The following is a 17,482-nucleotide window of genomic DNA, read 5'->3' as shown; positions in this document are numbered from 1 at the left end:
AAAAATATAATCAATAAAGCAAAAAGGAAAATCGAACGACTTTGGAATACACTCCAAGATCGTCTCCTTCATGAAATGGCCTTATGTTCTATCCAATCAATCGATGAAGCAAATTTGGCATTACATTCCTACATATAATGCCAAATTTGCTTTACAGCTAAAGGATAGCAAAAGTGCTTTTGAAAAGCTACCAAAAACAGTCATTTTGGATCATATACTCGCTCGATTTTCACAACGAATTATCCAAAAAGGTCATGGTGTGAAGTATCAAAATAAGCTTTATCGTTTGCATGATCAAAACCAGCAGGTTTTACTTACTCCAAAAACAAGCGTCTTGATTATCCATACAAAGGGAAATGAATTATACGCTAGCGTTGATAATTCAGTTTTTGCCTTACAAGAAATTTTATTACATGAAGAAGTATCGAAAGAATTAGATGCGCCTGTGAGAGTGAAAAAAACTCAGCTAATCATACCATCCCTGTCTCATCCTTGGAGGAAACCTTCTTATGATCGTTATCTTAGAAATAAAAAACAAAAAGAAGCCTTAAAAAAGGGTTCTTTAGTCTAATAAAGCAGCGAATCAATTTTGTATAGATTTCTTATAGCAGTTGTTTAGGATGGTTGCTTCATGTTTTTTGAAGGAACTATCCTGAACAACTTTAGCAAGCGAAGCGCGGTCGTTAACTTGAGAAATTGAGTTGATAAGCCTAACTCATTATCATATAAAAACGGGACATTTTCATTTATCATTGACACAAAAATTATTTTTTGTTGCGATGGTAGTTAAAAGTAGCATTGACTTTAAACTAAATTTTTTAAAGTCAGTTCTACTGGACAGTGATCTGATCCAACAATATCTTTAAGAATGTTGACTTCTTGTAATTGATCTTGTAGGCGTTTAGAAACACAAAAATAATCGATTCGCCAACCGGCATTCGTTTTACGAGCATTAAAGCGGTAGTTCCACCAAGTATAAGCGTCTTCTAAATCGGGGTGAAAGTAACGGAAGGTGTCAATAAAGCCATTATCTAATAAAATAGAAAATTTCATGCGTTCTTCTTTACTAAATCCGGCATTTTGTTGATTTGTTTTCCAATTTTTTAAATCGATATTTTTATGGGCTACATTTAAATCGCCACAGAGAATCACCGGCTTTTCAGAGTCTAACATTTTTAGATACGCCAAAAAGTCATCTTCCCACTGCATCCTGTAAGCCAAACGTTTCAATTCACTTTGAGAGTTAGGGGTATAACAATTGACAACATAGTAATTAGGGTAGATTAAAGTGATGACTCGTCCTTCTTGATCATGTTCAGGCTTTCCAATACCGGTTACTACAGATAAAGCTTTATGCTTGGTAAAAATTGCTGTTCCTGCATACCCCTTTTTTTCTGCATAATTCCAGTAAGTATAGTATCCGGGTAATTCAAACTCTATTTGGCCTTCTTGGAGCTTAGTTTCTTGTAGGCAAAAGAAGTCAGCATCTAATTCTTCAAAAATTTCCATAAACCCTTTTTTAATAATTGCTCGTAAGCCATTGACGTTCCATGAGATAAATTTCATTAGTTATTTCCTCCTAAATTATCGACCTATCCTTATTGTACAAAACTAAAATAAATAGTAAACTCTCATGCATATAAAAAGGCAAAGTGATGTGAAATATGATAGGATATGAGGTGAAAATGAAAATGAAAATGAAGAAGAAAGAGGGTACGAATAATGAAAATAGGGATCATTGGGCTAGGAAATATTTCTCAAAAAGCTTATCTTCCAGTAATGATGGCAATGGATAAGGAAATAGACTGGCATTTGTTCACGCGAGATCAAGAAAAATTAACTAAAATTGGCAAAAAATACCGCATCAAAAATTTATATTCTTCTATAGAGGGTTTACTCAGCAGTGGTATTGAAGCTGTTTTTATACATACCGCTACTCACACGCATGAAGCTCTTATCAGACAATGTATTGAAAAAGGCATCCATGTCTATGTAGATAAACCAATCAGCGAAAACATTGAAGAAGTGAAAGCATTAATGGATCTAGCGAATAAAAAAAATGTTTTACTTATCACAGGTTTTAATCGACGTTTCGCTCCAATGATTCAAAAGGTGAAAGAAGTTCCAAATAAAAATATGATTTTGATCCAAAAAACTAAACCTAATAGTTTAGGGAACGTAAAGTATGCTATTTATGATCTATTTATCCATGTCGTTGATACGGCACTATTTTTATTAGACGAACCTGTTATCAAAACTCATTTTAATATAAAAGAAGAAAACGGCGATTTGAAAACGTGCGTATTACACTTAACAACAGAACATACCGAGTGCATTGCGACGATGAATTACGTTTCAGGGGCCAATGCTGAATCAGTTGAAGTGCAATCTCTAACAGGGACCCATCGTGTAATGAACTTAACCGATTATGAAGTTGAAACGGCTGGCCAAAAACAAGTCTTTCCATTCGGAGACTGGGAGCAAACGCTTGAAAAGAGAGGTTTTGCTCCATTGATTCGTTCAGCAATAGACGGATTCCAAAGTAAAGAAAATCCTGTCAGTATGGGATCCTCTTTAGAGAGCCACCGTATTTGCCAGCTGATTGTAGACGAGTACGAACAAAAAAATAGCAACGACAAATAAAATCAATGAACATTTTTTCATAAACGGAATAGGGCTTTACTTTTATGTATTAAAGATTATAATACATTCGTATATGAAAATGAAAGAAAGAGGAGAAAAAATGTTTTCAAAAAAGCTCAGGAGTATTCCTCCGGCTGCAAAAATTGCTATTAGCTTTATATTTGTGATCTTTATAGGATCGGTTTTATTATCACTGCCTATAAGTAATCTTGAAACTTCGGAAACAACTTACTTCGACAATTTATTTACAGCCGTCTCCTTGGTATGTGTAACAGGCTTATCTACTTTGCCTATTGCAACATCGTTTACTCTTTTTGGTCAAATTATTTGTATCATTCTCATGCAGATAGGCGGACTAGGATTAATGACCATACTTGCTACACTGATTATGAGAATGGGCAAAAAGATGCGTTATTCAAATACGATAGCGGTCAAAGAAGCCCTTAACCGGGATGAATTAGGCGATTTTAAAACATATTTAACCTCTATCCTTAGATATACTTTTGTTATTGAAGGAATAGGGATGTTCTTATTAGCTTTTAGATTTGTACCAGAATTTGGGTTAGCTAGTGGGCTGTTTGTCTCTTTATTTTTAGCCGTTTCTGGATTTTGTAATGCGGGTTTTGATAATATAGGAGCCTATAGTTTACAAGAATATGTCCACGATCCATTGGTGAATTTAGTAGTGACTACTCTGGTTATTTTAGGTGGTATCGGTTTTTCAGTTTGGTTTGACGTTACGTACAATCTCCAATCTATCCTAAAGAAAAAAGGTAGAGGTGGGTTGAAACGACTGTATCGCAAGTTGAAAATCCATACCCGATTAGCTATCAATATGACAGTAGCTTTGATTGTGGTCGGGACAGTGGTCTTTTTACTAGTTGAATGGAATAATCCTAATTCAATTGGGAATTTCACTTTTGGGCAAAAACTATTAACTTCCTTTTTCCAAACCGTGACAATGAGAACGGCGGGATTTGCTACACTTGATTATGAATTAGTAAAACCTTTTTCATTATTATTTTTTATTGGTACAATGTTCATCGGCGGATCTCCCGGTGGAGCAGCAGGTGGAATCAAGACTACGACTTTTGCACTAATAGCATTGTTGATCGTAAGTGAAATTAAAGGACAAAAGCATGTCAATTATGCTCATCATACGATTCCTTTTGAAACTGTTCGTCGTGCGATCGTTATTGTTGTAACCTTTACTTTTTTTCTATTAGCTGGTGTAAGTGTATTGATGCTAGTGGAAGACCAGCCATTTTTATTTTTGCTGTTTGAAGCTGTATCTGCTTTAGGAACAGTGGGTGTCAGTGTGAATTTAACACCAGAATTATCGCATATTAGTCACGTCGTATTAATGATCTTGATGTTTGTCGGCAGAATCGGACCTATTACCATATTATTGAGTTTGAGTCGGAAAAGTAGAAAGACAAAAGATCAATTGTATGCAAAGACAACAATTTTAATTGGATAGGAGAACATTGAAATGCCAGTAAAAACGATCGGCGTATTAGGACTTGGAGTTTTCGGATCATCAATTGCTAAAGAATTAAGTGAATTCAATTGTGATATTATTGCAGTTGATATCGATCTAGATAACATTGAACGTATCGAACCTTATGTGACCCAAGCTGTACAAGGAAATATCACAGATTTGAATTTTTTAAGAGGTATTGGTTTAGAAAATTGTGATGTAGTAGTTGTTGCAACAGGTACGAGTTTAGAAGCCAGCGTTTTAGCTATTATGAATTGTAAAAAATTAGGTATCCATTCAATCATTGCAAAAGCGAAAAACAAATCTTTTATGGAAGTCCTTTATGAAATCGGTGCAACCAAGGTAATACGTCCTGAAAAAGAAGCTGGAGCTCGGGTTGCTAAGAATTTTTTAAGAAGACACATCACCGATATTGTCGATTTGGATGAAGATTATGCAGTCATCGAATTTAAACCGCCCGTTCGTTGGATCGGAAAAACATTTGAGGTTTTAGATTTACGTCAAAGATATGAAATCAACATTATTGGGATCAGAAAAATAGGTCAAAAACGGATGGATGTCTCTTTCAGCCCAGATTACCATATAGAAGAAGGTATTATTCTGGTTGGGATAGCAGAGTCGAAAGTATTTGAACGTTACGACTACTTGAATAAATTAAAATAAGCGATTTATTTATTGAATGATCGGTAAATGAGCTGTTTTGATCAGCAAACAGGTTTTGGGCAATTGTCCCAGACCTGTTTTTTGGAACGTGGGTTATGTTAAGAAATCACTAAATCTTTTTATCGAAAGTTGATCCAAACTACAAAAAAGAAGTATGGCATGGTAAACTAAGTATGATAAGGGGAATACCTTGTCATATAAAACAGTATATTAAATCTATAAAAAAGTGGAGCAATCAGCTCAACTCATACGAAAGGGTATTAAATACTATGTTAATTGAAGAAATTAAGAAGCAGTTCCCAAATTTGATCATAAAAGAAAATGAACCTTTGTCTCTTTATACGTATACTAAAACAGGCGGTCCGGCCGATATCTTGGTTTTTCCAAAAACAGCAGAAGAAATTAAAGATGTTGTAATGTGGATAAAAGAAGAAGCATTACCATTAACTGTTTTAGGGAATGCAAGCAATCTAATCGTTAAAGACGGTGGTATACATGGAGTCGTCATGATATTAACGGAGATGAAACAGATAATTATTGAAAATAAAAGAATCAGTGTTCAAAGTGGAGCTCGTTTGATCGATACTTCATATGCAGCTTATGAAGCTGAACTAACGGGGTTAGAATTTGCATGTGGGATCCCTGGGAGCATTGGCGGAGCAGTTTATATGAATGCTGGCGCTTATGATGGTGAAGTGAGTGAAGTCATTGAATCAGTCACAGTACTGACACGTGAAGGTGAATTAAAGACATTTGACAACCAGGAGTTAGAATTTGGTTACCGTCATAGTCGCATTCAAGAGATCCAAGATATCGTCTTAGAGGTTGTTTTTCAATTGAAAAAAGGACATTCTGCTGATATAAAAGAGCGAATGGATGAATTCACCTTTTTAAGAGAGTCTAAACAACCTTTAGAATATCCTTCATGTGGCAGTGTCTTTAAGCGCCCAACAGGATATTTTACTGGAAAGCTGATTCAAGAAGCTGGTTTACAAGGGAAAATATGGGGTGGAGCTCAAATTTCGATGAAACATGCAGGATTTATTGTAAACATTAATCATGCAACAGCAACAGATTATATCGAATTGATCCACCATATCCAAGAAGTCATTTTCGAAAAGAATAGTGTTGAATTGATAACTGAAGTAAGAATAATCGGAGAAGAATGACCAATAAAAAAAAGTTTGATAAAGCAAATAAAAAATTGTGTTCGGCAGAAGCTGAGTACAATTTTTTATTTGCTTTTTAGTTAAAAGGATTTATACTATAAAAGGTTGTGGTAAACATGCGGTTTACTGTGAGTGAACATTAGTGAGTCTTAGTTTACTGTTAGTAAACTGAGACTCAAAGGAGAGCTTTCATGGAAATTGGGAATCAAATAAAAAACTTAAGGATCCAAAAAAATTTAACACAAGAGGAATTAGCAGAACGCACCAATTTGAGCAAAGGATATATTTCTCAAGTTGAAAGAGATTTAAGCGTCCCATCAATGGAAGTTTTTTTTGATATCTTAGAAGTTTTGGGTTGCAGCCCAAGAGACTTCTTTGATGAAAAACAAGAAGAGCAACGAGTAGTGTATACAAAAGATGAGATGACTGTCTATGAAGATGACGAGAAAGGCTATGAGATCAAATGGCTTGTTCCGGGATCAAATGAAAATGAAATGGAACCTGTTTTTCTGAAATTGACTGAAAAAGGTCAATTTAAAGAATTTAGTCCTTCATTAGCTGAAACATTTGGCTTTGTATTAGAGGGCGAAATTTGTATCGAGATAGGTTTGAAACGGTATTTCGCTAAAAAAGGAGAATCTATTTATTTTCACGCTACACAAAAGCATCAGATCATTAATCACGGTAATGAGGCAAGTTTACTGTTACTAGTAGTCACCGATTCTTATCTTTGAGCAAACGGAATTTCTAGAGGAATAAAAGTACCTCTTAAACATTCACAAACAAATCCTTCTACCTAAGAAAAAAGTCAGGATAGTCCATCAACATGATTTGTTGATCAACAATAAAATTTACTATAAGGGAGTAAGAGAAATGACAGAGAATGCAATTATTACATTTGAAAAGGTAATGAAACAATATGAGGATGACGATCCGGTTTTGAAAAATATCAATTTTGAAATTGAACGTGGCAAATTTTATACTTTGCTTGGACCGTCTGGTTGTGGGAAAACAACGATTCTAAATTTAATTGCCGGTTTTACTGAAACTTCAGAAGGAACGATTACTTTAGAAGGTAAAAAAGTTAATGATGTACCTGCAAATAAGCGCAAAGTAAACACAGTTTTCCAAGATTATGCGTTATTTCCGCATATGAATGTCTTTGAGAACGTAGCTTTTGGGTTAAGAATCAAAAAATTAGACAAAAAAATTATCAAAAATAAAGTAGAAGATGTGTTGAAAATGGTTCAATTATCGGGCTACGAAGACCGTGCGATCAGCGAAATGTCTGGTGGACAACGTCAAAGAGTAGCTATTGCGCGTGCATTAGTGAATGAACCAGAAGTATTGCTATTAGATGAGCCGTTATCTGCTCTCGATTTGAAATTGAGAACAGAAATGCAGTACGAGTTGCGTGAATTACAACAACGTTTGGGAATCACGTTTGTTTTTGTTACACATGATCAAGAAGAAGCTTTGGCTATGAGTGATGAGATTTTTGTGATGAAAAACGGCGAGATCATTCAAAGCGGTACACCAGTAGATATTTACGATGAACCGATCAATCGTTATGTGGCAGACTTTATTGGGGAGAGCAATATCATTAAAGGCACAATGGTCCAAGACTATGAAGTTGCCTTTGTTGGGCATACATTTGAGTGTGTAGATGCGGGAATGAAGCCAAATGAAAAAGTAGAAGTCGTTTTACGTCCAGAAGATTTAGTCTTAACCACAGTCGAAAAAGGAAAGCTGTCAGTCAAAGTAGACACGCAATTATTCCGCGGTGTGCATTATGAGATCATCGGCTATGACCAAGACAACAATGAATGGATGGTGCACTCGACTAAAAAAGCGGTTGTTGGAAATGAAGTAGGCTTGTACTTTGAACCAGAAGACATCCACGTTATGCGATTTAATGAATCAGAACAAGAATTTGACGCTCGTCTTGAAAGTTACGAAGAAGAATAGGAGGAGAAAAATGACAAAAAAAGCTAATGTATTCTATTTTATACCCTACACCTTTTGGTTGCTCTTATTTGTTGCTGCTCCTTTGATCTTGATCGTATATCAATCTTTTTTCAACGTTGATGGGCAGTTTACTTTAGGGAATTATCAAACATATTTTCAATCAGGTACCTATCTTAGAATGACCTTGAATTCATTTTGGTATGCGTTCTTGATCACCATATTTACATTATTCATTAGTTACCCAACGGCGTATTTGTTAAGCAAAACAAAACATAAACAATTATGGCTCTTATTGATTATTTTACCAACATGGATCAATTTATTATTGAAAGCTTATGCCTTTATTGGGATTTTTAGTGCAAATGGAACAGTGAATGATTTTCTTTCTTTTGTAGGAATAGGAAGACAGCAAATTTTATTTACCGACCTTAGTTTCTTGGTTGTTGCGACATATATTCAAATTCCATTTATGATTTTACCTATTTTTAATGCACTTGAAGAAATGAATCCTTCATTTATCAGAGCTAGTCGTGATTTAGGCGCAAATAGTTTTGAAACATTTAAAAGAGTAGTATTTCCTCTGACCCTTAATGGCGTTAAAAGCGGTGTCCAAGCGGTCTTTATTCCATCGTTATCACTCTTTATGTTGACCCGTTTAATTGGCGGAAACCGTGTCATTACTTTGGGTACAGCTATTGAACAACATTTCTTAGTTACACAAAATTGGGGAATGGGTTCAACGATCGGCGTGGTATTGATCATTGCAATGATCCTCATCATGCTCTTTACGGGAGAAAAGAAAAAGAAAGGGGCAGTTCGTAAATGAAAAATAAACGATTTAAATGGTCTAATCTGTATCTTATTGCTGTGTTCGTCGTTTTATATTCACCAATCGCCTTTTTGATCTTTTACTCATTCAATGATGGTGGAACAATGAACAGCTTTACCGGCTTTACATTAGACAATTATATAGCAGTATTTGAAGATACGCGTTTGATTTGGATCGTTTTGGACACGCTTCTTATTGCATTATTGTCCTCGTTGCTAGCTACTATTATTGGTACATTTGGAGCGATCGGGATCTACTTCTTGAAGAAGAGGAAAACCAGGAATGCCGTATTGAGCTTTAACAATATTTTATTGGTTTCACCTGATGTTATTATTGGAGCTAGTTTTTTGATTTTATTTACCTTTATTGGATTTCGTTTAGGCTTTATATCTGTTTTATTGTCACACGTTGCTTTTAGTATTCCGATCGTCGTCTTGATGGTTTTACCTAAATTACAAGAAATGAACGACACAATGCTCAAAGCCGCGCGAGATCTTGGCGCGAATACTTGGCAAGTAATGGGGAAAATTGTTTTGCCAAGTATCGCTCCAGGTATTTTAGCAGGTTATTTTATGGCTTTCACTTATTCACTGGATGATTTTGCGGTAACCTTTTTTGTAACAGGTAATGGTTTTACAACCTTAGCAGTCGAAATCTATTCAAGAGCACGACAAGGAGTCAGCTTAGAAATCAATGCTCTAAGTGCTTTAATGTTTATTTTCGCTTTGGTTCTTGTGATTGGTTATTACTTTATCCAACAACACAATATGACAAAAAAACAAAAAAATAAAAAACAACAACATGCTGAGGCGGTGGGCATGCGATGAAAAAATTAGGTGTTATGATAATAGTTATTTTAGCTATTTGTGGGGGGCTATATGCTGGTGCCAATCAATTGGAAAAGGCCCAAGGAATTACAGGAGAAAACAGTTTGAATTTGTATAACTGGGGAGATTACATTGATCCAGAATTGATCACTAAATTTGAAGAGGAAACGGGTTATAGAGTAACCTATGAAACCTTCGACTCTAATGAAGCTATGTATACAAAAATTGAACAAGGGGGAACGAATTATGATTTGGCCGTCCCTAGTGAATACATGATTGAACGAATGATCGATGAGAACTTGCTGATTGAATTGGATCACTCAAAGATAAGAGGTCTCGATAATATTGATGCTCGATTTTTAGATCAGCTGTTTGATCCAAATAACCACTATTCTATTCCTTACTTTTGGGGGACCTTGGGGATCATTTACAATGACAAATTCATCGATGAGAAGGCTATCCAACATTGGGATGATTTGTGGAGTGAAGAATTAACAAATGAGCTTATGCTGATCGATGGAGCGCGTGAAGTTATCGGATTGGCATTAAATAGTGAAGGACATTCTTTGAATTCAAAAGATGATGATCAATTAGCAGCAGCCGCTGTAAAATTAGAAAGTTTGACCCCTAATGTAAAAGCCATTGTTGCGGATGAAATCAAAATGTATATGATCCAAGAAGAGGCAGCAGCAGCTGTAACTTTCTCTGGAGAAGCTTCTGAGATGTTATGGGAAAATGAAAATTTGCATTATGTCATTCCAAGTGAGGGATCAAACTTATGGTTCGATAATTTTGTTATTCCAAAAACAGCTAAAAACTTTGATGCAGCTTATGCCTTTATTAATTTTATGCTGGAACCAGAAAATGCAGCCCAAAATGCAGAGTACGTTGGTTATTCTACACCTAACCAAGAAGCGATGAAACTTTTACCGAGTGAAATAATAGAAGACGAACAATTCTATCCAAATGAAGCAACGATGGAAAATCTAGAAGTATATGAAGATTTAGGTTCTGAATACATCAGCATCTACAACGACTACTTCCTAGAATTCAAAATGCACAGAAAATAAGGATGCTGAACTTCCCGTTTAGGCACGCAGCGATTTTCAAGAATTGAAAGCAAGAGCATCCCGCGCATTGCGTCAATTCTTGAAAATAGCCCAGTGACTGGGAAGTGAAGCTCAGCTAAAGGATGCGGAGTGTCTCGTTTATCCTCGACAAGAAAACAGGAAAAATTCGTAGAGGGCTTTATGCCCACGAAGAAGTTTTATCTTTTTCTCGAAAGGATGAGACACGCAGCTCAACTAATAAGGATGCTGAACTTCCCGTTTAGGCACGCAGCAATTTTCAAAAATTGAGAATAAGAGAAAGAGTCTGTTATCAGGAAATTGATGACAGATTCTTTTTTTGTTCTATATATCGATTGTTTAACAAATGGTGTTGGTGCTCCAAAAGAAATTACTTCTGGAATAACGGATTTGCTTGTGGAGAGCCATGGTACCGCCTTGAAGCCTTTGGTCTTCCAGTCTTTCAAGCCTCAAACAGAGCGTAGTTGCTAAAGCGATAACGCTTTGTAATTCGCATTGAATACTTTACATGGCTACAAGCAACTCCTATTCCGGCAGAAATTTCAAGTAAGTGATCAAACGAATCTATGAACACCAAAAATTATAGCCTCATATCGATTGTTTGAAGAATGGTGTTGGTGCTCCAAAAGAAATTACTTCTTGAATAACGGATTTTCTTGTGGAGAGCCATGGTACCGCCTTGAAGCCTTTGGTCTTCCAGTCTTTCAAGCCTCAAACAGAGCGTAGTCGCTAAAGCGATAACGCTTTGTAATTCGCATTGAATACTTTACATGGCTACAAGCAACTCCTATTCCGGCAGAAATTTCAAGTAAGTGACCAGACTAATCTATGAATACCAAAAATTATATACCCTATATATTTGAATCATAAAAGGTTTGATTTATTTTTGTTCTATGACCTTACATTTTTAAGGATGAGGCTACTTTTAGAACTAATATTTCGATAGGTAATGAGGTTTGTATCTATATCTCAGTCTCTTTTTACTGGTTTTGTTCATGTTAGCGCTCTATATATTTGGTATTATGCTATACTAATAAAGAATAAAAGCGTGAAGCAGAAGGAGTAAAGATAATGAATTTAAAACAACAAGTTGGAGAAAAAGCTGCAGAATATGTAAAAGAAGGTATGGTAGTGGGTCTGGGAACTGGATCAACTGCTTATTATATGGTTGAAGCCTTAGGGAAACGTGTCAAAGAGGGACTAACTATTACCGGAGTGACGACTTCAACTCAAACAAAGGAGCAGGCGGAAAAGTTAGGCATTCCGCTAAAAACCATTGATGAAGTTGAAACAGTTGATTTAACGATCGATGGTGCAGATGAAATTGATGCTAATTATCAAGGCGTAAAAGGTGGAGGTGGGGCTCTTTTATTCGAAAAAATCGTTGCAGATTATTCAAAGAAAGTGATATGGATCGTCGATGAGAGTAAAATGGTCAAAACGCTAGGTGCATTTCCTTTACCCGTAGAAGTAATGCCTTATGGCAGCCAACAATTAGTACGCATTTTTGAAGGAAAAGGGTTCCATCCAACGATGAGAAAGAATGATGTTGGAGAGAACTATCTAACAGATGGCGGACATTATATTATCGACTTGCACATGAATAAAATAGAAGATCCACAATCATTAGCAGAATGGTTAGATGGCTTGACTGGGGTAATGGAACACGGATTATTCTTAAACCGGGTAAACACTGTCATTGTAGGGCGTGAAGCAGGAGTGGAAATCATAGAAGCTCGTTAATCTGTAACTAAAAGAGTGGTCATCCATTATGGATACTCTACAAATAAGAAACTATCGAAAAAAGAATTCTAGTAATTGTGATAAAAAATTCAATTTAAATAAAGGGGCATACGATAAATGAGAATGGTTGACTTAATTACAAAAAAACAACATGGAAAAGCATTAACAACTGAAGAAATAAATACGGTGATCGAAGAATACACAGCAGGTAAGATCCCAGATTACCAAATGAGTGCAATGTTGATGGCAATTTATTTTAAAGACATGGATGATCGTGAAAAAAGCGATTTAACCATGAGTATTGTCCATTCTGGAGAAGAAATCGATTTATCAGCAATCAAAGGAATCAAGGTAGACAAACATTCAACGGGTGGGGTAGGCGATACGACAACGCTTGTTCTAGCTCCTTTAGTTGCTAGTTTGGGTGTTCCAATAGCTAAGATGAGCGGACGTGGTCTGGGTCATACAGGTGGAACAATTGATAAGCTAGAATCGATTCCAGGGTTCCATGTAGAATTGACACAAGAAAAATTTATTGAATTAGTAAATAAAAATAAAGTAGCAGTTGTCGGTCAATCGGGCAATTTAACACCGGCAGATAAAAAATTGTACGCTTTAAGAGATGTGACAAGTACTGTTGAATCGATTCCGTTAATTGCAAGTTCGATCATGAGTAAAAAAATTGCGGCAGGTGCAGATGCAATTGTTTTAGATGTGAAAACTGGGGCAGGAGCTTTCATGAAAACAACAGAAGATGCTAGGTTATTAGCTCATGCTATGGTACAGATTGGCAATAGTGTCGGACGCAATACAATGGCCGTTATTTCTGATATGAGCCAACCTTTAGGTTTTGCAATAGGAAATGCTTTAGAAGTTAAAGAAGCAATCGATACTCTAAACGGTAAAGGTCCGGCTGATTTATTAGATCTATGTTTAACATTGGGTAGTCAAATGGTTCATTTAGCTGGTATAGGAAAAGATTTAGACGAAGCAAGATCATTATTAGAAGAGTCAATTGAAAATGGGAAAGCTTTAGAGAAATTCAAAATCTTTGTTGCTTCTCAAGGTGGAAATATAAGTGTTATAGATAATCCGGAATTATTGCCAAAGGCAGAGTATCAAGTAGATATTTTAGCAAATAGAGCTGGATATGTTTCTGAAATCATCGCGGATGAATTAGGAATTGCTGCTATGATGCTAGGAGCTGGAAGAGCTACAAAAGAAAGTGAAATTGATTTAGCAGTGGGGATCGTCTTACATAAAAAAGTTGGCGATGCTGTTAAAAAAGGTGAAGCATTATTAACGATCCATACAAACAAAGAAGAAATACCAGAAGTTGAACAAAAAATCTGGGAAGGTATCACAATAGCAGATTCTGCTGCACCGATTCCTCTTATTCATGAAGTGATCATTGATTGATCAAAAAATGCATAAAAAGAATGTTGAGATTTTCTCAACACTCTTTTTATGTTATGTTTTATCCGGATCCGAAAATAAGTAGTGAAGCGTGAAAAGGATGATCCCAAAAATATTGATAATCAAAATAATTCCTAGTAGAGCGTGTAAGATGGCCCAAAATCCGCCACTATAAACAGCTGTTTTAAGTGCTGGAACAAAAAAATACACCAAAAAATAAAGAATACTGATAAAAAAAGAACTGAAAATAATTCTTTTTAACATACACTTCAACTCCTTTCATTACTCGTTCAATAAGTTTACATTATCAAAAGTTAGAGTGAGATACAATCAAAATTAAAATGAAAAAAATTAGTGTTTTGATGTAATAGCTGTTACGTGTCTGTTTAGGAGGGAGAAGAATGAAAAAACAAGATTGGTTGGATGGGTTAAAAGTAATCTATCCGGTCATCATTAGTTATGTACCTCTCGGTTTAGCCGGTGGCATGGTTTTATATGATGCTGGATTTAATGCTCCAACTATTTTACTGATGAGTCTGCTTGTATTTGGAGGAGCTGCTCAATTTATGGCTGCTTCGATGGTAAGTATGGGTGCTTCTATTTCAGCAATTATAACAATGACGTTCTTTTTAAATCTGCGTCATTTATTGATGAGTTCCAGTATGTCGGGGTTTATTAAAAAGCCGTCTTTACCTTTCACCCTAATTTTTAGTCATACCCTTGCGGATGAATCGTTTGCTATAAATTACAATCAATTTAAAAATCAAGAATGGACTGCTAACAAGGCGTTGGCAACCAATATTTCAGCTTATTTGACTTGGTCACTAAGCACGGTCGTTGGCGGAATGCTTGGCAGTGCTTGGGAAATTGATACTACCATTATAAATTATGTTTTGATTGCTATGTTTATCAGTTTATTGGTCAGTCAATTTGTATCTAAGCTGTATATTTTTGTAGGGTTAACGGCCGGTGTATTAGCGGTATTATTCATGATTCTGTTGCAGCATACGATTGCCTTGGTTATTGCCGCGATTCTAGCTTCTTTTATCGGATATTTTGCTGATGGATACTTGATGAACAGAAAAATGAACACAAGAGATGAGGGTATCAAATATGACTAGTCAACAATTGCAGTTGATTTTGGGTATGGCGTTTGTCACCTATCTACCTCGAGTGTTGCCAATACTTGTTCTAAGTAACCGATCGATTCCAGATAAAGTTTCAAAATGGATGTCATTTATCCCAGTATCTATATTTTCAGCTTTGATTTTTTCGGATATTTTCTTTTGGAAAAACCAATTCAATATAAATCCAATCATTAATATAAAGCTTTTGCCGTCTATTCTTGTGTTCTTTGTAGCCTATAAAACAAAAAACCTGTTACTGTCTATGGTATTTGGAATTACAGCTATCACATTAATGGTCTATCTTGTTTGAACTTAAAAAAAGTTGCTATTTAAATGAAGTTTAAAAAGCGACAATTACTTTTCGGAAATAGTATACTAAGAAAGGTCTATAATTTATAGTGGTGGAATACCAACACTATTTGTTAAACAACTGCTAAAAAAGATAAAGGTTGTTACTTGAGAGGACGAACTAAAATGATTTATAAATGTGATGAAAACCAACAGGAAGAATTGCTGAATTTTTTATATCAAGAACCGAGTGTGAATTTATTTGCGATTGGCGACATTGAAACTTACGGGTTCGAGCATTTTGATTTAGATGTTTGGGTTTATGTAGATAGCAAGGATAAAATCAACGGTGTATTGGTTCGCTATAAGGATAATGTCATGCCTATTCATGGCAAGGTATTTGAAGGGTTCGATACATTTTTACCTTTGATCCAGAGTCTAACGCCTTTGTACATATCCGGAAGTGAGGAAGTCATTACTCAATATGAAGAAGAATTTGAGCAATATGAAAAAGAAGAGACCTACTTATCTGAGTGTAACGAACTAAAGTTAGACGCTCCGTTAATTCAACAGGTTGCGCCTTTAAAAAAAGAGGATATTGCAGCATACCTTGATTGTTTAAAAGAAATCGGCATGAAGAAGCAACAAACAATGGAAGAAATCACAGATGACTTGGAACGTGATTTGAATACGATCCAAGTCATCAAAGATGAAACCGGTAAAATTATTTCAACAGGAAGAATTGCAGTTGAAACAAAACTTTCAGCGATGATAATGACTGTTGGTACGATTGAAAGTTATCGTGAGAAGGGCTATGCAACAGCTATAGTAGCCGCTTTGGTGAATTATTGTACCACGAAGAATAAAACGGCTTGTTTATTCTATTCCGATACAGATATTGGACGATTGTATCAACACTTAGGTTTTGAAGACACACACAAATGGATCATACTAAAAAGTAAAGAGTAGCTTAAAAATCAACAAAATAGACAAAAAAGAAGGTTAGAAATTCATTTGCGAATTTCTAACCTTCTTTTTGGCATGCTGTAGATAAGCAGGATCAGCGATTCTGTGAAGAACGATTAGCAAAAAGCGATGCATCAATATTGCGGACTTCACACCAATCTTTTACTTCTCCTAACAAAATCACATCTGTTTGATTTAAGTCATTGATCGATTTTTTCCCAAGTAGCGTCATGATCGATGCAATTTGCTTTTTCCAAGCGTTTACTTCTAGAATCGTAGCTTCTACACCATCTCTTAGAGCCATATGCAAGAAGAGTCCTGAGATCCCTACTGCTCGTGCTCCTAGAGCTAAAGACTTAACAATATCTAAAGGGTCGCGTATACCACCTGAAGCGAGTATTTCGATTTTATCAATAAAAGGCTGTGCTTCTATTAAAGAAATAACGGTTGATTGTCCCCAATCTTCTAGATAGTCAAATTTGTCACTAACACGGCGGTAGTTTTCGATTTGGGCAAAGTTTGTTCCACCTTGGCCACTAATATCAATGGTCTGTACCCCGATTGAAGATAATTGCTGGATCGTTTCACGGCTCATACCAAAACCCACTTCTTTAACAATAACCGGCACAGATACTTGTTGAACGATTTTTTCTAGATCCGTTAACCAGTTGGAAAAGTCACGGTCGCCTTCTGGCATAATGATTTCTTGAGGCGAGTTGATGTGAATCTGTAATGCATCTGCTTGAATCAGATCAACAGCTTTTTTAGCATTCTCCAAAGTTTGACCGGCACCAAGATTGGCGAAAAGTTTACCATTAGGATTAGTTTCTCTAATGATCGTAAAACTGTCTTTAACAGAAGGATCTTTAAGAGCAGCACTAATTGAACCGGTGGCCATAGCAATACCCGTTTCACGAGCAATCAAAGCTAGTTTTTCATTCACTTTTTTTGTCCAAGAGCTTCCACCAGTAATGGCATTAATGTAGAAAGGGGAGTCCATATCTAATGTAGCAAATGAAGTGGAAATAGCTGCATCAGCTACGCTCATTTCTGGAAAAGAATGATGAACAAAACGGAAAGAATCAAAATCAGACTTTCTGGTCTCTTTAGCAAACTTTTCTGCTAATGAAACATGTTCGTTTTTTCGATTATTCGTTGGTTTCATAATAGGATCCTCCAAAAATTTTTTATCCCGCCGATTGTAAAATTAAGCTAGACAAATAAAAAAGCCATTCGTGGTACACTCAAAATGTA

Annotated in this window: 17 protein-coding genes and 1 pseudogene; 15 read left to right on the top strand and 3 right to left on the bottom strand. The window is 35.8% G+C overall.

What is annotated here, in order from left to right; all coding sequences use genetic code 11:
- Positions 1–571, top strand: a pseudogene (locus J7E16_RS11005) (transposase family protein); the annotation flags it as partial.
- 233 nt (positions 572–804) lie between these two features.
- Here the strand turns inward: J7E16_RS11005 and J7E16_RS11000 are convergent.
- A complete protein-coding gene (locus J7E16_RS11000; RefSeq protein WP_214891690.1) occupies positions 805–1,566 on the bottom strand; it encodes an exodeoxyribonuclease III in 762 nt (253 codons plus the stop codon).
- Between the two features lie 156 nt (positions 1,567–1,722).
- Here J7E16_RS11000 and J7E16_RS10995 point away from each other — a divergent pair, with 156 nt between their 5' ends.
- The 11 genes from J7E16_RS10995 to J7E16_RS10945 all read left to right on the top strand — a co-directional run bounded on the left by J7E16_RS10995 (position 1,723) and on the right by J7E16_RS10945 (position 13,850).
- The gene (locus J7E16_RS10995) at positions 1,723–2,643 is read left to right on the top strand and encodes a Gfo/Idh/MocA family protein (RefSeq protein WP_214891688.1); all 921 of its coding nucleotides are present in this window, start codon (positions 1,723–1,725) and stop codon (positions 2,641–2,643) included.
- A 100-nt stretch (positions 2,644–2,743) separates the two neighbouring features.
- Positions 2,744–4,123 (top strand): TrkH family potassium uptake protein, encoded by a 1,380-nt coding sequence (locus tag J7E16_RS10990; RefSeq protein ID WP_214891686.1) that lies wholly within the window; start codon positions 2,744–2,746, stop codon positions 4,121–4,123.
- Between the two features lie 12 nt (positions 4,124–4,135).
- Entirely contained in the window at positions 4,136–4,807 is a 672-nt protein-coding gene (locus J7E16_RS10985) for a potassium channel family protein (RefSeq protein ID WP_214891684.1), read from the top strand.
- A gap of 269 nt (positions 4,808–5,076) precedes the next feature.
- On the top strand, positions 5,077–5,976 hold the full coding sequence (gene murB / locus J7E16_RS10980) for a UDP-N-acetylmuramate dehydrogenase (protein ID WP_034548904.1): 900 nt from the start codon (positions 5,077–5,079) through the stop codon (positions 5,974–5,976).
- Positions 5,977–6,167: 191 nt separating this feature from the next.
- On the top strand, positions 6,168–6,710 hold the full coding sequence (locus tag J7E16_RS10975) for a helix-turn-helix domain-containing protein (protein ID WP_214891682.1): 543 nt from the start codon (positions 6,168–6,170) through the stop codon (positions 6,708–6,710).
- 139 nt (positions 6,711–6,849) lie between these two features.
- The gene (locus J7E16_RS10970) at positions 6,850–7,944 is read left to right on the top strand and encodes an ABC transporter ATP-binding protein (RefSeq protein WP_214891680.1); all 1,095 of its coding nucleotides are present in this window, start codon (positions 6,850–6,852) and stop codon (positions 7,942–7,944) included.
- A 10-nt stretch (positions 7,945–7,954) separates the two neighbouring features.
- Positions 7,955–8,770: an ABC transporter permease gene (locus tag J7E16_RS10965; RefSeq protein ID WP_034546053.1), complete on the top strand. Its 816-nt coding sequence runs from the start codon at positions 7,955–7,957 to the stop codon at positions 8,768–8,770.
- Positions 8,767–9,600 carry an ABC transporter permease gene (locus tag J7E16_RS10960; RefSeq protein WP_214891679.1) on the top strand — a complete coding sequence of 278 codons (834 nt, stop codon included), beginning with the start codon at positions 8,767–8,769 and terminating at the stop codon, positions 9,598–9,600. Before J7E16_RS10965 ends, J7E16_RS10960 begins: the two co-directional genes overlap by 4 nt.
- Positions 9,597–10,670, top strand: coding sequence for an ABC transporter substrate-binding protein (locus tag J7E16_RS10955; protein ID WP_214891677.1), 1,074 nt, complete (start codon positions 9,597–9,599; stop codon positions 10,668–10,670). Before J7E16_RS10960 ends, J7E16_RS10955 begins: the two co-directional genes overlap by 4 nt.
- Positions 10,671–11,759: 1,089 nt before the next feature.
- Positions 11,760–12,431, top strand: coding sequence for a ribose-5-phosphate isomerase RpiA (gene rpiA / locus J7E16_RS10950; protein ID WP_214891675.1), 672 nt, complete (start codon positions 11,760–11,762; stop codon positions 12,429–12,431).
- Between the two features lie 117 nt (positions 12,432–12,548).
- The gene (locus J7E16_RS10945; RefSeq protein WP_214891673.1) at positions 12,549–13,850 is read left to right on the top strand and encodes a pyrimidine-nucleoside phosphorylase; all 1,302 of its coding nucleotides are present in this window, start codon (positions 12,549–12,551) and stop codon (positions 13,848–13,850) included.
- Between the two features lie 51 nt (positions 13,851–13,901).
- Here the strand turns inward: J7E16_RS10945 and J7E16_RS10940 are convergent, their stop codons facing one another.
- Complete coding sequence (locus J7E16_RS10940) at positions 13,902–14,111, bottom strand: pyrimidine-nucleoside phosphorylase (RefSeq protein ID WP_214891671.1); 210 nt, start codon at positions 14,109–14,111, stop codon at positions 13,902–13,904.
- A gap of 137 nt (positions 14,112–14,248) precedes the next feature.
- Between J7E16_RS10940 and J7E16_RS10935 the strand changes: the two genes are divergently transcribed.
- From J7E16_RS10935 to J7E16_RS10925, 3 genes are all read left to right on the top strand, one after another.
- On the top strand, positions 14,249–14,968 hold the full coding sequence (locus tag J7E16_RS10935; RefSeq protein WP_214891669.1) for an AzlC family ABC transporter permease: 720 nt from the start codon (positions 14,249–14,251) through the stop codon (positions 14,966–14,968).
- The gene (locus tag J7E16_RS10930) at positions 14,961–15,284 is read left to right on the top strand and encodes an AzlD domain-containing protein (RefSeq protein ID WP_214891667.1); all 324 of its coding nucleotides are present in this window, start codon (positions 14,961–14,963) and stop codon (positions 15,282–15,284) included. Before J7E16_RS10935 ends, J7E16_RS10930 begins: the two co-directional genes overlap by 8 nt.
- 164 nt (positions 15,285–15,448) lie before the next feature.
- Positions 15,449–16,231, top strand: coding sequence for a GNAT family N-acetyltransferase (locus J7E16_RS10925; protein ID WP_214891665.1), 783 nt, complete (start codon positions 15,449–15,451; stop codon positions 16,229–16,231).
- A gap of 91 nt (positions 16,232–16,322) precedes the next feature.
- Here J7E16_RS10925 and fni read toward each other — a convergent pair whose 3' ends face one another.
- On the bottom strand, positions 16,323–17,393 hold the full coding sequence (gene fni / locus J7E16_RS10920; RefSeq protein WP_214891663.1) for a type 2 isopentenyl-diphosphate Delta-isomerase: 1,071 nt from the start codon (positions 17,391–17,393) through the stop codon (positions 16,323–16,325).
- Between the last annotated feature and the right edge of the window lie 89 nt (positions 17,394–17,482).

The sequence above is a fragment of the Carnobacterium sp. ISL-102 genome (assembly GCF_018612935.1).
GTDB classification, from domain to species: domain Bacteria; phylum Bacillota; class Bacilli; order Lactobacillales; family Carnobacteriaceae; genus Carnobacterium_B; species Carnobacterium_B alterfunditum.
This window is presented reverse-complemented; position numbering and strand designations above follow the sequence as displayed.